The following is a 17,342-nucleotide window of genomic DNA, read 5'->3' as shown; positions in this document are numbered from 1 at the left end:
TCGGGGCCCGATCAGAACACGTCGGGGCTCGGCGTCGAGGCCTGGCGGATCGACACGTCGGCGTGGCGGTCGAACCGGTAGCCGACGCCCCGCACGGTGCGCACGATGTCCTGGTAGTGCGCGAGCTTCGAACGCAGGCGACGCACGTGCACGTCGATGGTGCGCTCGTTGGGCGCCTCCTCGTCGGCCGCCCACAGGCGCTCGATGAGCTCGTGCCGGTCGATCGTGCGGCCCTCGCGCAGCACGAGGTACTGCAGCAGCTCGAACTCCTTGTAGGTGAGGCCGGCGGCCTCGCCGTCGAGCAGCACGCGCTTGCGGGAGATGTCGATGATGACGCCGTTGGGGTGGCGGTCGGTGTCGTCGGCCGCGCCCTGGGCCTCGCGCTGCTTGGCGAGCGCGGCGGGGTCCTGCAGGGCCAGGCGCACGACGTCGACGTCGCGGCCGCCGGCGCCCTCGGGGGCGAGCGCGACGGCGGCGTAGGTCTCGGCCGACGGGGCGATGTCGGCGGTGAGCGCGCGCAGCGCCTCGACGATGCGGTGCAGCGTGGTGCCGTCGGCCTCGGCCTTCGACTCGTCGATGCCGACGTAGAGCACGAAGCCGCGCGCCTCGGTGCCCTCGGGCACGGCGCGCACTCGGGGCTGGGCGGGGCGAGGGGCGGATGCCTGCGCCGCGGCGGCGGCGGGAACGGACTGGGCGGGGCGCGGCGCGAGCGAGACCGGGCTCGACGGGGCGGTCAGCGTGGTGGCGGTGCGGACGGTGGGTGCGAGTGCGAGAGACATGGCGGGAATCCTTGTGCTGAGGGTGCGTCGACGGACCCCGATCCTCGGGGTCGACAGCGAATGGCCGGGACGGCCGGGCGAACCCCTGCGGTGCGGAGGTTCAGCGGAGACCGAGCCGATCGGGATGTGATCGGGCTGACGGTTCGGCGGAAGGGGCGCGGGTCAGCGGCACATTCGACAACACATGGGGGCACGCGCCGGCATCATCATGCCGGCAGTCCTCTGAGCCTCGAGGGCGTTCAGGGGGCGTGCGGTGTCAGTCATGAGAGTGAGTAAAACCCACCATTCGGCATGTGTCAATTCGTGACGATCGGATGACGCCCCGTGACGTCGCACGGGGTGCGGGTGACGGCGACGGCTCGGCAGGATCGACCAGCACGAGACATCCGGTGCAAGATTCTGCGATAGAGTGCCGATTTCAAGAATCTTCTCGTTAGAGCACCCGGTCCGGCGTGTCTTGAGCCGAAGATCCTTCGAACGCTGACGCGCCCGCGCGTGGGCGGGCGCTGTCAAGCCGAGCGAGTCAGACGGTGCCGTAGAGGCGGTCGCCCGCGTCGCCGAGTCCGGGCACGATGTAGCCGTGCTCGTTGAGCTTCTCGTCGACCGCGCCGAGCACGACCGTGACCTCACGGCCGAACATCGCCTTCTCGACGGCCTCGAGGCCCTCAGGGGCCGCGAGGATGCAGATCGCCGTGACGTCCGTAGCTCCGCGCGCGAGCAGGAACTCGATCGCCGCGATGAGCGACCCGCCCGTCGCGAGCATCGGGTCGAGCACGAAGCACTGCCGGTCGCTCAGGTCGTCGGGCAGGCGCTCGGCGTAGGTCGTGGGCTCGAGGGTCTCCTCGTTGCGGGCCATGCCCAGGAACCCCACCTCGGCGCTCGGCAGGAGCTTCACCATGCCGTCGAGCATGCCGAGGCCGGCGCGCAGGATCGGCACGATGAGCGGCTTGGGGTCGGCGATGCGCACGCCCGTGGTGGGCGCGACCGGCGTGATGATGTCGACCGGCTCGACGCGCACCCCGCGCGTGCCCTCGTAGGCGAGCAGCGTCATGATCTCCTCGACGAGCGCGCGGAAGATCGGTGACGGGGTCTGGGCGTCGCGCAGCACCGTGAGCTTGTGGGTGATCAGCGGGTGGTCGGCAACGTGGACTCGCATAGGCTCGAGTCTAGTTGCGGGGGTTCCGCCAGTGAGAAGGGGCCAGAGGATGCCGGTGCAGCTGCCCGAGCACGCGGAGTGGATGCGGCTCGCGCTCGCCGAGGCATCCGCCGCCCTCTCGACGGGCGATGTGCCGGTCGGCGCCGTCGTCGTGCGCGACGGCGAGGTCATCGCCACGGGCCGCAACGAGCGCGAGCTGCACGAGGACCCCACCGCCCACGCCGAGCTCCTCGCCATCCGCGAGGCGGCCCGCGTCACCGGTGACCGCCACCTCGTGGACTGCACCCTCGTCGTCACGCTCGAGCCGTGCGTGATGTGCGCGGGCGCCATCGTCGCCGCGCGCATCCCCACGGTCGTGTTCGGCGCCTGGGACGAGAAGGCCGGCGCTGCGGGCTCGCTCTACGACGTGCTGCGCGACCGGCGGTTGAACCACCGCGTCGAGGTCTACGCGGGTGTCGAGGCGGATGCCGCGTCGACGCTGCTGCGCGACTTCTTCGAGGATCCGCTGCGCCGGCCGGCCCCGCCGGTCGAGTAGGGAGCGGAGCGAGCGTATCGAGACCCGTCGCAGATCTCGATACCCCTCCTGCGTCGGCTACTCGATCGGCGAGCCCGTCGGTCGAGTGCGAGCGGAGCGAGCGTATCGAGACCTGTCGGAGATCTCGATACGCCTCCTGCGTCGGCTACTCGATCGGCGGGATCGCGCGCCGCTGCTCGAGCCGCTCCAGGTATTCGGCGAGGATCGACCGCGACGCCGTCTCGGCGAGCGGCCCGCACGTCGCGCGTTCGGCGCGCAGCTGCTCCACCGTGAGCCCGTACTCGGGCAGCTCGTCGCCCCACTCGCGCAGCCAGTCCTCGTGGATCTCGGACGTGACCTCGGGGTGGAACTGCACCGCGAGCAGCCAGTCGCCCCGGGCGAATGCCTGGTTCTCGTACGCGGGCGAGCTCGCGAGGCGCTCGACGCCCTCGGGCAGGTCGAACGTGTCGCCGTGCCATTGCACGAAGCGGATGCCGCGGGCGTGCCGGACGGGCGAGGACGCGCCCGCGTCGGTGACGTCGACCCCGAGCCAGCCGACCTCCTTGCGCTCGCCGCGGTAGACGGGAGCGTCGAGCGCGGCGGCGAGGAGCTGCGCGCCGAGGCACACCCCGAAGATGGGCGCCTCCGCTGCGATCCGTTCCCGCAGCAGCGCGATCTCGTCGGCGAGGTACGGGTACGTGTCGGTCTCGTAGGCGCCCTCGTCGCCGCCGAGCACCACCACGACGTCGGGAGCGAGCGCGTCGAGGGCGGCGACATCCGCGTGCGGGGCGTCGACCGTGACGAGCTCGTACCCGTGGTCCTCGAGCACCGGCCCGAGGTTGCCGAGCCCGATGGCCGAGTCGTGGCGGAGGATCAGTGCGGTGCGGCCGGCGGGGAACGCCGATCGAGTAGCCGACGCAGGAGGCGTATCGAGATCGCCGACGGGTCTCGATACGGTCGCTCCGCTCCCTACTCGACCGGCGGGGTCTGCGGCATCCGTCATTCGAGGCCCTTGATGACGATGGCGTCGGTGGGCGGTGCCGAGAGGTTCGGGTCGACGTAGACGTCGGGCTCGATGTAGATCACGCGCGCCGCCGGCACCGCCTCGCGAACCCGCTGCTCGATGACGTTGACCGCGGTGGACACCTCGATGAGGCGCTGGTCGGCGTGGAAGCCGACCTTGGCGGCCACGAGCAGCTCGTCGGGGCCGAGGTAGAGGGTCTTCATGTGGATGATGCGGTCGGCCTCGGGGCCGGCGAGGATCGCCTTGACGATCTTGTCGTAGTCGGCGTCGGTCGCGCCCTCGCCCACGAGGAGGCTCTTCGTCTCGATGCCGAGCACGATCGCGACCACGATGAGCAGCGTGCCGATGAAGAGGGTGCCGATCGCGTCGAACACGCTGTTGCCCGTGATGACCGTGAGGCCCACGCCGATGAACGCGAACACGAGGCCGAACAGCGCCGCGACATCCTCGAGCAGCACGACGGGCAGTTCGGGGGCCTTCGCGCGCCGCACGAACTGGATCCAGCTGAGCTTGCCGCGCACGTGGTTCGACTCCTTGACCGCGGTGCGCAGCGAGAACGACTCGAGCACGATCGCGACCGACAGCACGAGCATCGGCAGCCACCACACCTCGAGCTCGTGCGGGTGCTGCAGCTTGTCGATGCCCTCGTAGATCGAGAACACGCCGCCGACCGAGAACAGGATGATCGAGACGACGAAGGCGTAGACGTAGCGCTCGCGGCCGTAGCCGAACGGATGCTCCTTGTCGGCCTCCTTGCGCGCCTGGCGGCCGCCGAAGATGAGCAGCAGCTGGTTGCCGGCGTCGGCGACCGAGTGCACCGCCTCGGCGAGCATCGAGGCGGAGCCCGAGAAGAACCACGCGATGAACTTCGTCAGGGCGATGCCCGTATTGGCGAGGAATGCCGCGATGATGGCCTTGGTGCCTCCGGATGCGCTCATGCGGTCAATCCTAGGATGACCTCCCGGGTCGGGTTACGCCCGGCCGAGGGCTGTGGAGCCGCGATCCTAGGATGGTCGGCATGAGTGCTGAAACGGCCGTGCGGCTTCCGTCGATCGCCTTCCTCGGGGCCGGGTCCATGGCCCGCGCGATCCTCTCGGGGCTGCTGCAGCCGGGGGTCGTCGTCGACGGCGGCATCCGTGCGACCAACCGCTCGGCGGCCAACGCGGCCGAGCTCGACGCGCTCGATGGCGTCACGGCCTGTGCCACCGAGTCGGATGCCGCGGCCAACCGCCGTGCCGTCGTGGGCGCGAAGATCGTGGTCGTCGCGGTGAAGCCCGCGATGGTGCCCGACCTGCTCCGCGAGATCGCCGACGCGCTCGAGCCCGGCACCCTCGTCGTCTCCGTCGCGGCCGGCGTGACCGTCGCGACCTTCGAGTCGCTGCTGCCCTCGTCGGTCGCCGTCATCCGCTCGATGCCGAACACGCCCGCGGTCGTGGGGCGCGCCGTCACGGGAGTCTCGGCGGGCACGCGGTCGAGCGACGCGGACCTCGCGCTCGCCGTGGCACTCTTCGAGACCGTCGGCGACGTGCTCGTCGTGCCCGAGTCGCAGCTCGACGCGCTGTCGACGATCTCGGGTTCCGGGCCGGCGTACGTCTTCCTGCTCATCGAGGAGCTCACCCGCACGGCCGTGCGCAAGGGCTTCACGCCCGAGCAGGCCGCGCTCATGGTGCAGGGCACGTTCCGGGGCGCGAGCGAGCTGCTCGCGGCATCCGACGTCGACCCTGCCGAGTTGCGCCGCCGCGTGACGAGCCCCAAGGGCACCACCGAGCGCGCCATCGCGGTGCTGCAGGAGGCCGACCTCGCGGGGCTCTTCGACCGGGCGACGGATGCCGCCCTCGCCCGCGCCCGGGAGCTCGCGGCCGGCGCCTGACGGCGTGCGGGTCTCGATACGCGCTGCGCGCTACTCGACCGGCGGTGGGGAGGGTCTCGAGACGCGCTGCGCGCTACTCGACCGGCGGTGGGGAGGGTATCGAGACGCGCCGCGCGCTGCTCGACCGGCGGTGGGGAGGGTCTCGATACGCGCTGCGCGCTACTCGACCGGCGGGAAGACGCGCTGCGCGACCGGCAACGCGGTCAGGGCTCGAAGCGGTAGCCCATGCCCGGTTCGGTGAGGAAGTGGCGCGGCTCCGACGGCACGGGTTCCAGCTTGCGGCGCAGCTGGGCGACATAGAGCCGCAGGTAGCCGGCGTCGTTCGCATGGAACGGACCCCACACCTCGCCGAGCAGCATCTGCCGGGTGAGCAACCTCCCCGGGTTCTTCACGAAGAGCTCGAGCAGTCGCCACTCCGTGGGGGTCAGGCGAACGGATGTCGCCCCGCCGCCGTCGCCGCGCCCGCGGATCGTCTTCGCCGCGAGGTCGACGACGAGCTCGCCGACCGCGACGGTCGCGGCATCCGCGTCGTCGCCGGACGCCGCGCGGGCGCGGGCCCGGATGCGCGCGAGCAGCTCGTCCATCGCGAACGGCTTGGTGACGTAGTCGTCGGCGCCGGCGTCGAGGGCGTCGACCTTCTCGGCAGAGTCGGTGCGACCCGACAGCACGAGGATCGGGACCCGCGACCAGGCGCGCACCGCGCGGATCACGTCGACGCCCTCGACCTGCGGCATGCCCAGGTCGAGGAGGATGAGGTCGGGTCGGTCGTTCGCCGCGCGGTCGATGGCCTCGGCCCCGTCGCGCGCCGCGATGACCTCGTATCCGCGCGCGTTGAGCGTGATGCGGAGTGCGCGCTGCAGCTGCTCGTCGTCGTCGGCGATGAGGATCTTCACGACGCGTGCTCCTCGATGGTCGCGGCGGGCAGGGTGACGACCATCGTGAGGCCGCCGCCCGGGGTGTCGTCCGCCTCGAGGGTGCCGTCCATGCCCTCGATGAACCCCTTCGACAGGGCGAGTCCGAGGCCCAGGCCGGTGTCGTTGTCGGTGTCGCCGAGGCGCTGGAACGGCGTGAACACCTCGGTGCGCCGCTCGGGCGGGATGCCCGGCCCTCGGTCGATCACGCGGAGTTCGATCCGGTCGCGGAACGAGCTCGCCGCCAGGCGAACCCGTTGGTCGGCCGGGCTGTGGCGCACGGCGTTCGCCAGCAGGTTCACCACGACGCGCTGCAGGAGCACGCCGTCGGCGAGCACAGGCCGCAGGTCATCGGGCAGGTCGAGCTCGACCGCGCCCGGACCCAGGCCGAGCTCGTCGAGGGCCGGGAGGACGACGTCGGCGAGGTCGGTCGGCGCCAGCGTGACGCCGAGGGCGCCGGCCTGCACTCGGCTCACGTCGAGCAGGTTCGTCACGAGCTCGGCGAGCGAGTCGAGGCTCTCGGCCGCGGTGTCGAGCAGCTCTGCGCGCTCGGCGGCGGGCAGGTCGAGGTCGGGGGATCGCAGTGCGCTCACCGCCGCCGACGCCGAGGTGAGGGGTCGGCGCAGGTCGTGGCCGACAGCGGCCAGCAGGGCCGAGCGCAGCCGGTCGGTCTCCGCGAGCTCGTCGGCGGCCTCGGCCGCCTGAGCGAGGGCGCCGTGCTCGATGGCCTGCTCGATCTGTGCGGCGATCACCTGCAGCAGTCGCCGCTCGGATGCCGCGAGGTCCTGACCGTGCAGTTCGAGCACCGCGTCCGCGCCGACCGGCACCGTCGTGACTCGCTCGTCGCCAGCCGGCTCGCCGTCGGTCACCCGGGGCTCGCCGGCGACGAGGAGGCGCACTCCGGTGAGCCCGAACGCCTCGCGCGTGCGCGTCACCATCGCCTGCAGCGCGTCCTCGCCGCGCAGCACGCTTCCGGCGATGGTCGCCAGCAGCTGCGACTCGGCGGCCGCGCGTTGGGCCACCCGGGTACGGCGTGCGGCCTGATCGACGACGTAGCTCACGAGCAGGGCGTTCGTGACGTAGAGCACGAGCGCGAGGAACTGGCGCGGATCGCTGATCGTGAGCGTGTAGCGGGGCTCGACGAAGAGGAAGTTGAGCGTGAGGCCCGAGAGCACGGCGGCGAAGAGTGCGGGCCAGATGCCGCCGATCAGCGCGACGACGATGACGAGGAGCTGGTACGAGAGTACGTCGCTCGTGATCGACGAGTCCGTGCGGAAGGTGGCGAGCAGCCAGCTGAGCAGCGGCCCGGCGATCAGCGCGACGGCGAAGCCCGCGACGAGCCGGTTGCGGCTCAGCGCGCCGCCGAGCCGGGGCAGCGAGAGGGTACGGCCGGCCGCGGCGTGCGTGACGATGTGCACGTCGATGTCGCCGGACTCGCGGATGACGGTCGCTCCGATGCCGGGTCCGGTGAAGGCCGCAGCCAGCCTGGAGCGACGGCTGACGCCGAGGACGAGCTGGGTGGCGTCCACCGATCTCGCGAAGTCGACGAGCGCACGCGGCACGTCCTCGCCGACGACCTGGTGGAAGGTGCCGCCGAGTTGCTCGACGAGCGTGCGCTGGCGGTCGAGGGCGCCCGGATGCCGCGCCTGCAGCCCGTCGGGACTCGTGACGTGCACCGCGATGAGGTCGCCGCCCGACGAGCGCGACGCGATCCGTGCGCCGCGGCGCAGCAGGGTTTCACCCTCGGGACCACCGGTGAGGGCGACGACGACGCGTTCGCGCGCCTCCCACTTGCGGTCGATGCCGTGCTCGGCGCGGTAGGTCTTGAGCGCCTGCTCGACCTCGTCGGCGAGCCACAGCAGCGCGATCTCGCGCAGCGCCGTGAGGTTGCCGAGCCGGAAGTAGTTCGAGAGCGCCGCGTCCACCCGCTCGGCCGGGTACACGAGCCCGCTCGCGAGGCGGTCGCGCAGGGCCTGCGGGGCCAGGTCGACCACCTCGATCTGGTCCGCGCCGCGCAGCACCGCGTCGGGGATCGTCTCGCGCTGGGGCACGCCCGTGATCTGCAGCACCACGTCGCCGAGCGACTCGATGTGCTGCGTGTTGACCGTGGAGATCACGTCGATGCCGGCGGCGAGCAGGTCGTCGACGTCCTGCCAGCGCTTGGGATGCCGCGACCCGGGCGCGTTGGTGTGGGCGAGCTCGTCGACCAGGGCGATCTCGGGCGCGCGCGCCAGGACGGCGTCGACGTCCATCTCCTCGAGGGCCATGCCGCGGTGCACCTCCGTGCGCCGGGGCACCACCTCGAGGCCGTCGACCATCGCGGCGGTGGCGGCCCGCCCGTGGGACTCGACGAACGCCACGACCACGTCGTGCCCCTCGCCCGCGAGGCGCTTGCCCTCCTCGAGCATCGTGTAGGTCTTGCCGACGCCGGGCGCGGCGCCGAGCAGCACCCGCAACCGTCCCCGTGGCATCCGCTACCCCTCCAGCTCCGCCAGGGCGAGGTTCAGCTGCAGCACGTTGACCGTCGGCTCGCCCAGGTAACCGAGGTCCCGTGCCTGGATCCGAGACTCCACGAGTGCGCGCACCTCGGCCTCCGGCAGGCCGCGCGCCTCGGCGACGCGGGCGACCTGGAGCCGAGCGTACTCGGGGCTGATGTGCGGGTCGAGGCCCGACGCCGAGGCGGTGACGGCGTCGGCCGGCACGTCCTGCGGGGAGACTCCGTTGAACGCGGCGACCTGGGCCCTGCGCTCCTCGATGAGGGCGATGAGGTCGGGGTTCTCGGGCCCGAGATTGCTGGCGCCCGATGCGGCCGCGTCGTACCCGTCGCCCGCGGCGGAGGGCCGCGGCTGGAACCACTCGGGCAGCGGGTCGCCCGCGGCATCCGTGAACGACTGCCCGATCAGGGCTGAGCCGACCGTGTCGCCGTCGGCGTTCGCGACCAGGGAGCCGTTCGCCCGGGCGGGGAACGCGAGCTGGCCGATGGCGGTCACGACGAGCGTGTACCCGACGCCGAGCACCAGCGTGAAGAGCAGCATCGCGCGGATCGCGACCCAGTGGGTGCGCACCGCGGTACGTGTCGCGCTCATGTCTGTCGGTTTCCTTTCGACGTCGTCGTCGGTCGAGTCGGCCCGCCGGGGCCGTATCGAGACCCGGACCGTGTGGTTTCGATACGCTCGCCGCGCTCGTTGCTCGATGGACGCATGGCTCAGAACCCGGGGATGAGGCTGACGACGAGGTCGATCAGCTTGATCCCGATGAAGGGGGCGACGATGCCGCCGAGTCCGTAGACGAGGAGGTTGCGGTTGAGGATCGCCGTAGCTCCGCCCGGCCGATACGCCACGCCGCGCAGCGCCAGCGGGATGAGCGCGACGATGATGACGGCGTTGAAGATGATCGCCGACAGGATCGCCGACGCGGGCGAGTGCAGCTGCATGAGGTTGAGCACCGCGAGCCCCGGGAAGATGCCGGCGAACATCGCCGGGATGATCGCGAAGTACTTCGCCACGTCGTTCGCGATCGAGAAGGTCGTGAGCGCGCCGCGCGTGATGAGCAGCTGCTTGCCGATGCGCACGATCTCGATGAGCTTCGTCGGGTCGGAGTCGAGGTCGACCATGTTGCCGGCCTCCTTCGCGGCCGACGTGCCCGTGTTCATCGCGACGCCGACGTCGGCCTGCGCGAGCGCGGGGGCGTCGTTCGTGCCGTCGCCGGTCATGGCGACGAGGTTGCCGCCCTGCTGCTCGCGTCGGATGAGCGCCATCTTGTCCTCGGGAGTGGCCTCGGCGAGGTAGTCGTCGACGCCCGCCTCGGCCGCGATGGCCTTCGCGGTGAGTGGGTTGTCCCCGGTGATCATCACCGTGCGGATGCCCATCGATCGCAGCTCGGTGAAGCGTTCGCGCAGGCCGTCCTTGACGATGTCCTTCAGGTGCACGACGCCGAGGATGCGGGCGACGCCGTCGGCGGCCTTCGCAGCCACGACGAGCGGCGTACCGCCGTCGGTCGAGATCACCTCGACGCGCCCCTGCAGTTCCTCGAGCACCTCCGACGGGATCGGCCCGGTGGTCTCCACCCACGCTCGCACCGCGGACCCTGCGCCCTTGCGGATGCTCGAGCCGTTCGCCAGGTCGATGCCCGACATGCGGGTCTGAGCGGTGAACGGCACGACCTCGCCGTTCGGGGCGGTCTCGTACCGGATGCCGTGCTGCGCGGCCAACTCGACGATCGAGGCGCCCTCTGGCGTGGGGTCCGCGAGGGAGGCGAGCGACGCCGCCTGCTCGAGGTCGGTCACCGCGACACCCGGCAACGGCACGAACTCGCTCGCCCGGCGGTTGCCGTAGGTGATGGTGCCGGTCTTGTCGAGGAGGAGTGTCGTGACGTCGCCGGCGGCCTCGACCGCGCGCCCCGACATCGCGAGCACATTCCGCTGCACCAGCCGATCCATGCCGGCGATGCCGATGGCCGACAGCAGCGCGCCGATCGTGGTGGGGATGAGGCACACGAGCAGGGCGACGAGCACGGGGATCGACGCGGGCTCCGCGGCGTAGGAGGCGATCGGGTTGAGGGTCAGCACGACGATCACGAAGATGATCGACAGGCTCGCCAGCAGGATGTCGAGCGCGATCTCGTTCGGCGTCTTCTGACGCGCCGCGCCCTCGACGAGCGCGATCATGCGGTCGACGAACGTCTCCCCGGGCTTCGAGGTGATCCGCACCACGATCCGGTCGGAGAGCACGCGCGTGCCACCGGTGACGGCGGAGCGGTCGCCGCCCGACTCCCGCACGACGGGCGCGGACTCGCCGGTGATCGCGGACTCGTCGACCGAGGCGATGCCCTGCACGATGTCGCCGTCGCCGGGGATGAGCTGTCCGGCCTCGACGACCACGACATCGCCGAGTGCCAGGTCTGCCGAGGCGACTTCGGTCACGGTCGTGCGCTCGGCCGCGGCATCCCGAACCGGATCGTAGCCGCGCACCAGCCGGGCGACCGTCGAGGTGCGGGTGCGGCGGAGGGTGTCGGCCTGCGCCTTGCCGCGTCCCTCGGCGACCGACTCGGCGAGGTTGGCGAAGATCACGGTGAGCCAGAGCCAGACCGCGATGGCCCACGTGAACGTGACGGGCACATCGGTGCCCCCTGACGACTCGGGGCCGCCGAGGAACGGCTCGGCGATCGCGATCGCCGTGGTCAGCGCCGCGCCGACCTCGACGATGAACATGACGGGGGTGTGCCACATCCGGCGCGGATCGAGCTTGCGGAGCGCCCCCGGCAACGCCTGGAGCAGTTGTGTCATGCCGAATGCGCCGCGGGGGCGCTTCGACGGGGAGCCCATCGGTCGCGGCGTGTGCCCGGAGGGTGCGTGTTCGGTGATGGTCGACATGGATCAGCTCAGCCCTTCCGCCAGGGGACCCAGCGTGAGAACGGGGAAGTAGGTGAGGGCGGTCACGATGACGGTGACGCCCAGGAGGAGGCCGACGAACTGCGGCTTCGTGGTCGGGAGCGTTCCGGCGGTCTCGGGCACCTTCTGCTGCGCCGCGAGGCCGCCGGCGAGGGCGAGCACGAGCACGATCGGCACGAACCTGCCCAGGAGCATGGCGGCGCCGAGGGCCCAGTTCAGCCAGGGCGTGTTCGCCGTGAGTCCCGCGAACGCGGAGCCGTTGTTGTTCGACGCCGACGTGAAGGCGTAGACGACCTCGGAGAGCCCGTGCACGCCCGGATTCCAGATCGAGGTGGACTCCACGTCCTCGCGCACACCCGGGATCGCGAAGGAGAGGGCGGTGCCCGCGAGCACGAGCGTGGGCGTCACGAGGATGTACAGGCTCGCGAGCTTGATCTCGCGGGGGCCGATCTTCTTGCCGAGGTACTCGGGCGTGCGGCCCACGAGGAGTCCGGCGACGAACACGGCGATGATCGCGAGCACGAGCATCCCGTAGAGGCCCGAGCCGACGCCGCCGGGTGCGACCTCGCCGAACATCATGTTGAGCATCGGCATCATGCCGCCGAGGGCGGTGTAGGAGTCGTGCATCGAGTTGACGGCACCGGTCGAGGTCAGCGTGGTGGCGGTGGCGAACAAGGCAGACGAGAGCACGCCGTACCGCTGCTCCTTGCCCTCCATCGCACCGCCCGCGAGCTGCGGGGCCGTGCCCGCGCCGGCCGCCTCGAGCGCGCTCAGCGCGGCGAGCGACCCGACGGCGATGACGATCATCACGCCGAGGATCGCGGCGCCCTGCCGGGGGTTCCCCACCATGCGGCCGAAGGTGCGCGGCAGCGAGAGCGGGATCGCGAGCAGGAGCGCGATCTCGAGCAGGTTCGTCCAGCCGGAGGGGTTCTCGAACGGATGCGACGAGTTGGCGTTGAAGAACCCGCCGCCGTTCGTGCCGAGCTCCTTGATGGCCTCCTGCGAGGCGACCGGCCCGCCGGGTAGGGCTTGCGAGTTGCCGGCGAGGGTCGTGACGTCGGTGAAGCCGGTGAAGTTCTGCACGACGCCGCCCGCGATGAGCACGACCGCCACCACGAGCGCCAGGGGCAGCAGCACGCGGAACGACCCGCGGAACAGATCGACCCAGAAGTTGCCGATCGTGCCGGAGCCACGGCGGGCCAGCCCCCGCACCAGCGCGATCGCGACCGCGATCCCGACGGCCGACGACACGAAGTTCTGCACCGCGAGGCCGGCGAGCTGCACCGTGTAGCCCATCGTCACGTCGGGGGAGTAGGACTGCCAGTTCGTGTTCGTGACGAACGAGGCAGCGGTGTTGAAGGAGAGTGCCTCCGGCACCGCGGGGAAGCCGAGCGAGAAGGGCAGCACCGCCTGGGCGCGCTGCAGCACGTACACGAAGACGACGCCGACCACCGAGAACGCCAGCACACCGCGCACATAGGCCGTCCACGATTGCTCCGAACGAGGATCCACGCCCACGAGCCGGTAGAGCACGCGTTCGACCCGCCAATCCCGCTCGGAGGTGTAGACGTGGGCCACGTAGTCGCCCAGCGGGCGGTACACGAGCGCGAGGACGAGCACGAGGGTGGCCGCTTGCGCGACGGCGAGGAGCGCGTCCATCAGAACCGCTCGGGCTTCACGAGGGCGACCACGAGGTACACCACGGCGGCGACGCCCAGGGCCGCGGCGAGGAGCTCGAACACGATCACAGCTTCTCGACCCCCTTGGCGATGAGGCCGATGAGCGCGAACACGGCGATGACGCCGAGGAGGGTGACGACGTCGAGCACGGAGACTCCCGATCCAGCGGATGCCGCGGGCCGCAGTGCGCGGCGGGCGGGCAGCGAGGTGCTGCGTCTCCGATGCAACACCCGCGCGGCCCTGGCGGGGAGGATCCTCACGGTTTCCTAACGCCCCGGCCGGACATCCCTACGGTGCCCTGACATGCGGCTCACGTGCTACTCGACCGGCGGAGGGGGCGCCGCGCGCTCCAGCAGCACCATGACCTCGACGTGCCCCGTCTGCGGGAACATGTCGAACATGCGCGCCTGCCGCGGCCGCAACGACGGCATCGCCGCGAGGTCGCGCGCGAGCGACGCGGGGTTGCAGCTCGAGTAGAGCACGTGCCGTGCCGACGACGCCTCGAGCCAGCCCGCGAGCGCGGCGCCGATGCCGCGGCGCGGCGGGTTCACGATCACGAGCTCGGGGGCGGATGCCGCGGCGAGGGCGAACTCGGTGGCATCCCCGGCGGCGAACCGCACGTGCGACAGCCCCGCCTCGGCGGCGCTCAACTCGGCGCTCGCGATCGCCTCGGCGCTCGTCTCGATGCCGACCACGTCGGCCGCGGCGCCCGCCACGTGCAGGGCGAACCCCCCGACGCCGCAGTAGAGGTCCCACGCCGTGGCGGGCGCGACGGCGTGGGACCACTCGCGGGCCTCGCGGTAGAGCGCCGACGCGATCTCGGTGTTCGTCTGGAAGAAGCTGCGCGGCCGCAGGTGCAGCGTCACGTCGTTCACGTGCATCGCGAGGGTCGACGCGTCGGTGAGCACGAGCTCCTCGTCGCCCTCGAGTGCCGCGCGGTGCTCGGGCAGCACGTTGACGGTGACGACGGCGGCCTGCGGCATCCGCTCGAGGAGCCAGCCGAGGTGCTTGCGGATGCGGGCGACGGGCTCGGTCGAGCGCAGCACGAACCGCAGCATGAGCTCGCCGTCGGGCGATTCGGTGAGGATCACGTGCTTGAGCTCGCCCCGCCGCGACGGCACGTCGTAGGGCGTGATGTGCGCGCGGCCGACGAACTCGGCGATCACCGGGAACGCCGCGCGGTGCCCGGGCGAGCAGATGCCGCATGCCTGCAGGTCGACCCCGCGGCCGTCGGCGTCGAGGATGCCGATCGTGGGCGCCTCGACCGTGCCGCCGACGACCATCTTCGCCTTGTTGCGGTAGGCCGCCTCGCGGCTCGTCACCGGCGGGCGCCAGTCGGCCACGCCGAGCGGGGCGAGCATCGCCTCGCAGTCGCGCTGCTTGCCGGCGAGCTGCGCGGGGTACGGCACGCCCATGAGCGCGCACGAACGGCAGCGCCCGTCGTCGAAGTAGTCGCACTGCATCGCCTCAAGGGTACGCGCGCGACCGAGCGGCCCGCCGCCGGGCGCTACGGTGTGGACATGGGTGTGCTCGACCTCGTCTCGGTGGTCGCCGAGGTGATCACGTGGATCGCGTTCGGCCTGGGCTTCGCCTGCCTCCTCGTCGCCGTGATCCTGCGGCTCGTCGACGGCACGTGGCTGCCGACCGACGCGGTCGTCGTCGACGGCGAGTCGGGCCACAGCACGGTGCGCTGGTTCGCCGGAGGCGAGTTCCAGCAGCGGCACCTCAGCGCCGAGGAGCGGGCCCACGTCACGGTGCCCGACGAGCAGCCGATGTTCTACCGGCGGCGAACGCCGGACCGGCTCCGGTTCGAGCGGGTCCGTCCCATCCGCCGGGTCTTCGCCACGCTCACGCTCGTGCTGCTCGGCATCGGCGTCGTGGCGACCCTCGTGCAGGTGATCATCACGCTGCTGGGCTGAGCGTCCTCACTCGAGCGCCGCGAACTTCTCGATGTCGGCCTCGGTGCCCGACACGATGATGAGGTCGTGGTTCGACACCACCGTCTGCTCGGTCGCGTAGGTGAACGGCTTGCCCGGACTCTTCACGCCCACGACCGTGACGTTGTGCCGCGAGCGCACGCCCGACTCGGTGAGGTTCTTGCCGCGGATGGGCTTCGGCGGATACATCTTCACGAGCGCGAAGTCGTCGTCGAACTCGATGAAGTCGAGCATGCGCCCGCTCACGAGGTGCGCGGTGCGCTCGCCCGCCTCGCGTTCGGGGTAGATCACATGGTTCGCGCCGATGCGCTCGAGGATCTTGCCGTGCGAGGTCGAGATCGCCTTCGCCCAGATCTGCGGCACTTTGAGGTCGACGAGGTTCGCGGTGATGAGCACGGATGCCTCGACCGACGACCCGACGGCGCACACCGCGATCGAGAACTCCTGCGCGCCGATCTGCTTGAGCGCGTCGATGGACCGGGCGTCGGCGACGACCGCGTGGGTGACCCGCTCGGCCCACTTCTGCACGAGGGCCTCGTCGTCGTCGACGGCGAGCACCTCGCGGCCGAGGCGGTCGAGCTGGCCTGCGGTGGCGGCCCCGAACCGGCCGAGGCCGATGACGAGCACGGGGGCGTCGTGCTTGATGCGATCAACCAACGATGGGCCTCTCTTCCGGTCGCTTGAACAGCTGGCGCCGCTGGCTCGCGGCGAGGGCCGCCGCGAGCGTGACGGTGCCGACACGTCCCATGAACATGGTCGCAGCCATGACGTACTTGCCCTCTGGTGGCAGGTCGAAGGTGAACCCCGTCGAGAGGCCGCACGTGGCGAACGCCGAGATCACGTCGAAGAGCACGTAGTCGAGCTGCGCCCTGGTGATCTGCGCCAGGATGATCGTCGACACCGCGACGATGGTCGCGCCCCACAGTACGACGCTCACCGCGAGCCGCAGGATGTCGCGCGGGATGCGTCTCCCGAAGGCCTCCATCGCGGGCGCGCCGCGGGCCTCGGCGAACGCGGCGAGGAACAGCACCGCGAGGGTCGTCACCTTGATGCCGCCCGCGGTCGAGGCGGAGCCGCCGCCGACGAACATGAGCATGTCGGAGACGAGGAGGCTCGAGCCGTTGAGGTCGGCCATGTCGATCGTCGCGAACCCGCCCGAACGGGTCATCGCCGACATGAAGAACGACTCGAAGACCGTCGTGCCGGCGTCGAAGCGGCCGTACGTCTTGGGGTTGTTGTACTCGAGCGCGAGGAACGCGAGCGCGCCGAGGACGAAGAGGATCACCGTCGTGGCGAGCGTGAGCTTCACGTGCACGCTCCACTTGCGCGGCTTGCGCCAGGCGCGCGCGAGCGTGTAGATCACCGGGAAGCCGAGGCTGCCGAGGAACACGCTGAGCATGAGGAGCGACAGGAACCAGAAGTCGTCCTGCAGCGGCTCGAGGCCGCCCGGATTCGGGCTGAAGCCGGTGTTCGTGAAGCCCATCGCGGAGTAGTAGAAGCTGTACCAGGTCGACGTCCACGCGTCGTAGCCGTCGGACAGGAAGCTCGGGATCATCGCGAGGGCGATCGTCAGCTCGATCACGAGGGCGCTGATCGCAACCGTGACGAGGAGCCCGCCGACCTCGCCGAGGCGGATCGCCTGGCTCTCGGAGACCGGGCCCTGGTGGATGCGCGACGGGTTCGTGTCGCTCGCCGCGATGAGGCGCGCGCGCAGGCCGAGCCGGCGGGAGATGACGAGGCCGAGGATCGACGCGAGCGTGAGCACGCCGATGCCGCCGATGTTCACGCCGATGTAGATGACGGCGTTGCCGAACGGCGACCAGTGCGTCGCCATGTCGACCGTCGTGAGTCCCGTGACGCAGATGACCGAGACCGCGGTGAACAGCGCGTCGGCGAGCGGCGTGCCCTCGCCCTCGCCGGCGCGCGCGATCGGCAGCGAGAGCAGGAGCGTGGTCACCATGACCAGGGCGAGGAAGATGAGGATGGCGAATCGCGAGGGGGAGCTTTTGACGAGGCCGTCGATCGCGTCGCGTACACCGCCGAGCCACGAGCGCCGCGCAGTGCCCCGGCGCCGCATCGGCTG

17 protein-coding genes are annotated in these 17,342 nt (G+C 71.2%); 3 read left to right on the top strand and 14 right to left on the bottom strand.

The genetic code is table 11. The features are described 5' to 3' along the window. Positions 1–11: 11 nt before the first annotated feature. Together EDM22_RS05375 and upp are read right to left on the bottom strand one after the other, a co-directional pair. A complete protein-coding gene (locus EDM22_RS05375; RefSeq protein WP_122936034.1) occupies positions 12–779 on the bottom strand; it encodes a winged helix-turn-helix domain-containing protein in 768 nt (255 codons plus the stop codon). Between the two features lie 523 nt (positions 780–1,302). Next, positions 1,303–1,935, bottom strand: a complete 633-nt coding sequence (upp, locus tag EDM22_RS05370; protein ID WP_122936033.1) for a uracil phosphoribosyltransferase — start codon at positions 1,933–1,935, stop codon at positions 1,303–1,305. Between the two features lie 49 nt (positions 1,936–1,984). On the opposite strand from upp, the gene tadA reads away from it, so the two are divergent. Next, entirely contained in the window at positions 1,985–2,470 is a 486-nt protein-coding gene (tadA, locus tag EDM22_RS05365) for a tRNA adenosine(34) deaminase TadA (protein WP_122936032.1), read from the top strand. A gap of 145 nt (positions 2,471–2,615) precedes the next feature. On the opposite strand, the gene EDM22_RS05360 is transcribed toward tadA, so the two are convergent. Next, entirely contained in the window at positions 2,616–3,452 is an 837-nt protein-coding gene (locus tag EDM22_RS05360) for a glutamine amidotransferase-related protein (protein WP_122936031.1), read from the bottom strand. Further along, complete coding sequence (locus tag EDM22_RS05355; RefSeq protein WP_122936030.1) at positions 3,449–4,411, bottom strand: cation diffusion facilitator family transporter; 963 nt, start codon at positions 4,409–4,411, stop codon at positions 3,449–3,451. Before EDM22_RS05355 ends, EDM22_RS05360 begins: the two co-directional genes overlap by 4 nt. Before the next feature lie 80 nt (positions 4,412–4,491). Between EDM22_RS05355 and proC the strand changes: the two genes are divergently transcribed. Next, complete coding sequence (gene proC, locus EDM22_RS05350; protein WP_122936070.1) at positions 4,492–5,343, top strand: pyrroline-5-carboxylate reductase; 852 nt, start codon at positions 4,492–4,494, stop codon at positions 5,341–5,343. 203 nt (positions 5,344–5,546) lie between these two features. Here proC and EDM22_RS05345 read toward each other — a convergent pair whose 3' ends face one another. From EDM22_RS05345 to rlmC, 8 genes are all read right to left on the bottom strand, one after another. Continuing rightward, positions 5,547–6,236 carry a response regulator gene (locus EDM22_RS05345; RefSeq protein ID WP_122936029.1) on the bottom strand — a complete coding sequence of 230 codons (690 nt, stop codon included), beginning with the start codon at positions 6,234–6,236 and terminating at the stop codon, positions 5,547–5,549. Then, positions 6,233–8,725, bottom strand: coding sequence for a DUF4118 domain-containing protein (locus EDM22_RS05340; protein WP_122936028.1), 2,493 nt, complete (start codon positions 8,723–8,725; stop codon positions 6,233–6,235). Before EDM22_RS05340 ends, EDM22_RS05345 begins: the two co-directional genes overlap by 4 nt. A 3-nt stretch (positions 8,726–8,728) precedes the next feature. Beyond that, positions 8,729–9,340 (bottom strand): potassium-transporting ATPase subunit KdpC, encoded by a 612-nt coding sequence (gene kdpC, locus EDM22_RS05335; RefSeq protein WP_122936027.1) that lies wholly within the window; start codon positions 9,338–9,340, stop codon positions 8,729–8,731. A gap of 119 nt (positions 9,341–9,459) precedes the next feature. After that, positions 9,460–11,625 carry a potassium-transporting ATPase subunit KdpB gene (gene kdpB / locus EDM22_RS05330; RefSeq protein WP_122936026.1) on the bottom strand — a complete coding sequence of 722 codons (2,166 nt, stop codon included), beginning with the start codon at positions 11,623–11,625 and terminating at the stop codon, positions 9,460–9,462. 3 nt (positions 11,626–11,628) lie between these two features. Continuing rightward, positions 11,629–13,302 carry a potassium-transporting ATPase subunit KdpA gene (gene kdpA / locus EDM22_RS05325; RefSeq protein WP_122936025.1) on the bottom strand — a complete coding sequence of 558 codons (1,674 nt, stop codon included), beginning with the start codon at positions 13,300–13,302 and terminating at the stop codon, positions 11,629–11,631. Beyond that, a complete protein-coding gene (locus tag EDM22_RS05320) occupies positions 13,302–13,391 on the bottom strand; it encodes a potassium-transporting ATPase subunit F (protein ID WP_122936024.1) in 90 nt (29 codons plus the stop codon). Before EDM22_RS05320 ends, kdpA begins: the two co-directional genes overlap by 1 nt. Continuing rightward, entirely contained in the window at positions 13,388–13,582 is a 195-nt protein-coding gene (locus EDM22_RS19320) for a hypothetical protein (protein WP_138708034.1), read from the bottom strand. The genes EDM22_RS05320 and EDM22_RS19320 overlap by 4 nt, the downstream gene beginning before the upstream one ends. Before the next feature lie 57 nt (positions 13,583–13,639). After that, complete coding sequence (gene rlmC, locus EDM22_RS05315) at positions 13,640–14,785, bottom strand: 23S rRNA (uracil(747)-C(5))-methyltransferase RlmC (RefSeq protein WP_122936023.1); 1,146 nt, start codon at positions 14,783–14,785, stop codon at positions 13,640–13,642. A gap of 57 nt (positions 14,786–14,842) precedes the next feature. Here rlmC and EDM22_RS05310 point away from each other — a divergent pair, with 57 nt between their 5' ends. Then, positions 14,843–15,241, top strand: a complete 399-nt coding sequence (locus EDM22_RS05310; RefSeq protein ID WP_122936022.1) for a hypothetical protein — start codon at positions 14,843–14,845, stop codon at positions 15,239–15,241. Between the two features lie 6 nt (positions 15,242–15,247). Here the strand turns inward: EDM22_RS05310 and EDM22_RS05305 are convergent, their stop codons facing one another. Together EDM22_RS05305 and EDM22_RS05300 are read right to left on the bottom strand one after the other, a co-directional pair. Continuing rightward, positions 15,248–15,916 carry a potassium channel family protein gene (locus EDM22_RS05305; RefSeq protein ID WP_122936021.1) on the bottom strand — a complete coding sequence of 223 codons (669 nt, stop codon included), beginning with the start codon at positions 15,914–15,916 and terminating at the stop codon, positions 15,248–15,250. Beyond that, complete coding sequence (locus EDM22_RS05300) at positions 15,909–17,336, bottom strand: TrkH family potassium uptake protein (protein WP_122936020.1); 1,428 nt, start codon at positions 17,334–17,336, stop codon at positions 15,909–15,911. Before EDM22_RS05300 ends, EDM22_RS05305 begins: the two co-directional genes overlap by 8 nt. Positions 17,337–17,342 lie beyond the last annotated feature (6 nt).

The organism is Agromyces tardus (assembly GCF_003710805.1).
Taxonomy (GTDB): Bacteria; Actinomycetota; Actinomycetes; order Actinomycetales; family Microbacteriaceae; genus Agromyces; species Agromyces tardus.
This window is presented reverse-complemented; position numbering and strand designations above follow the sequence as displayed.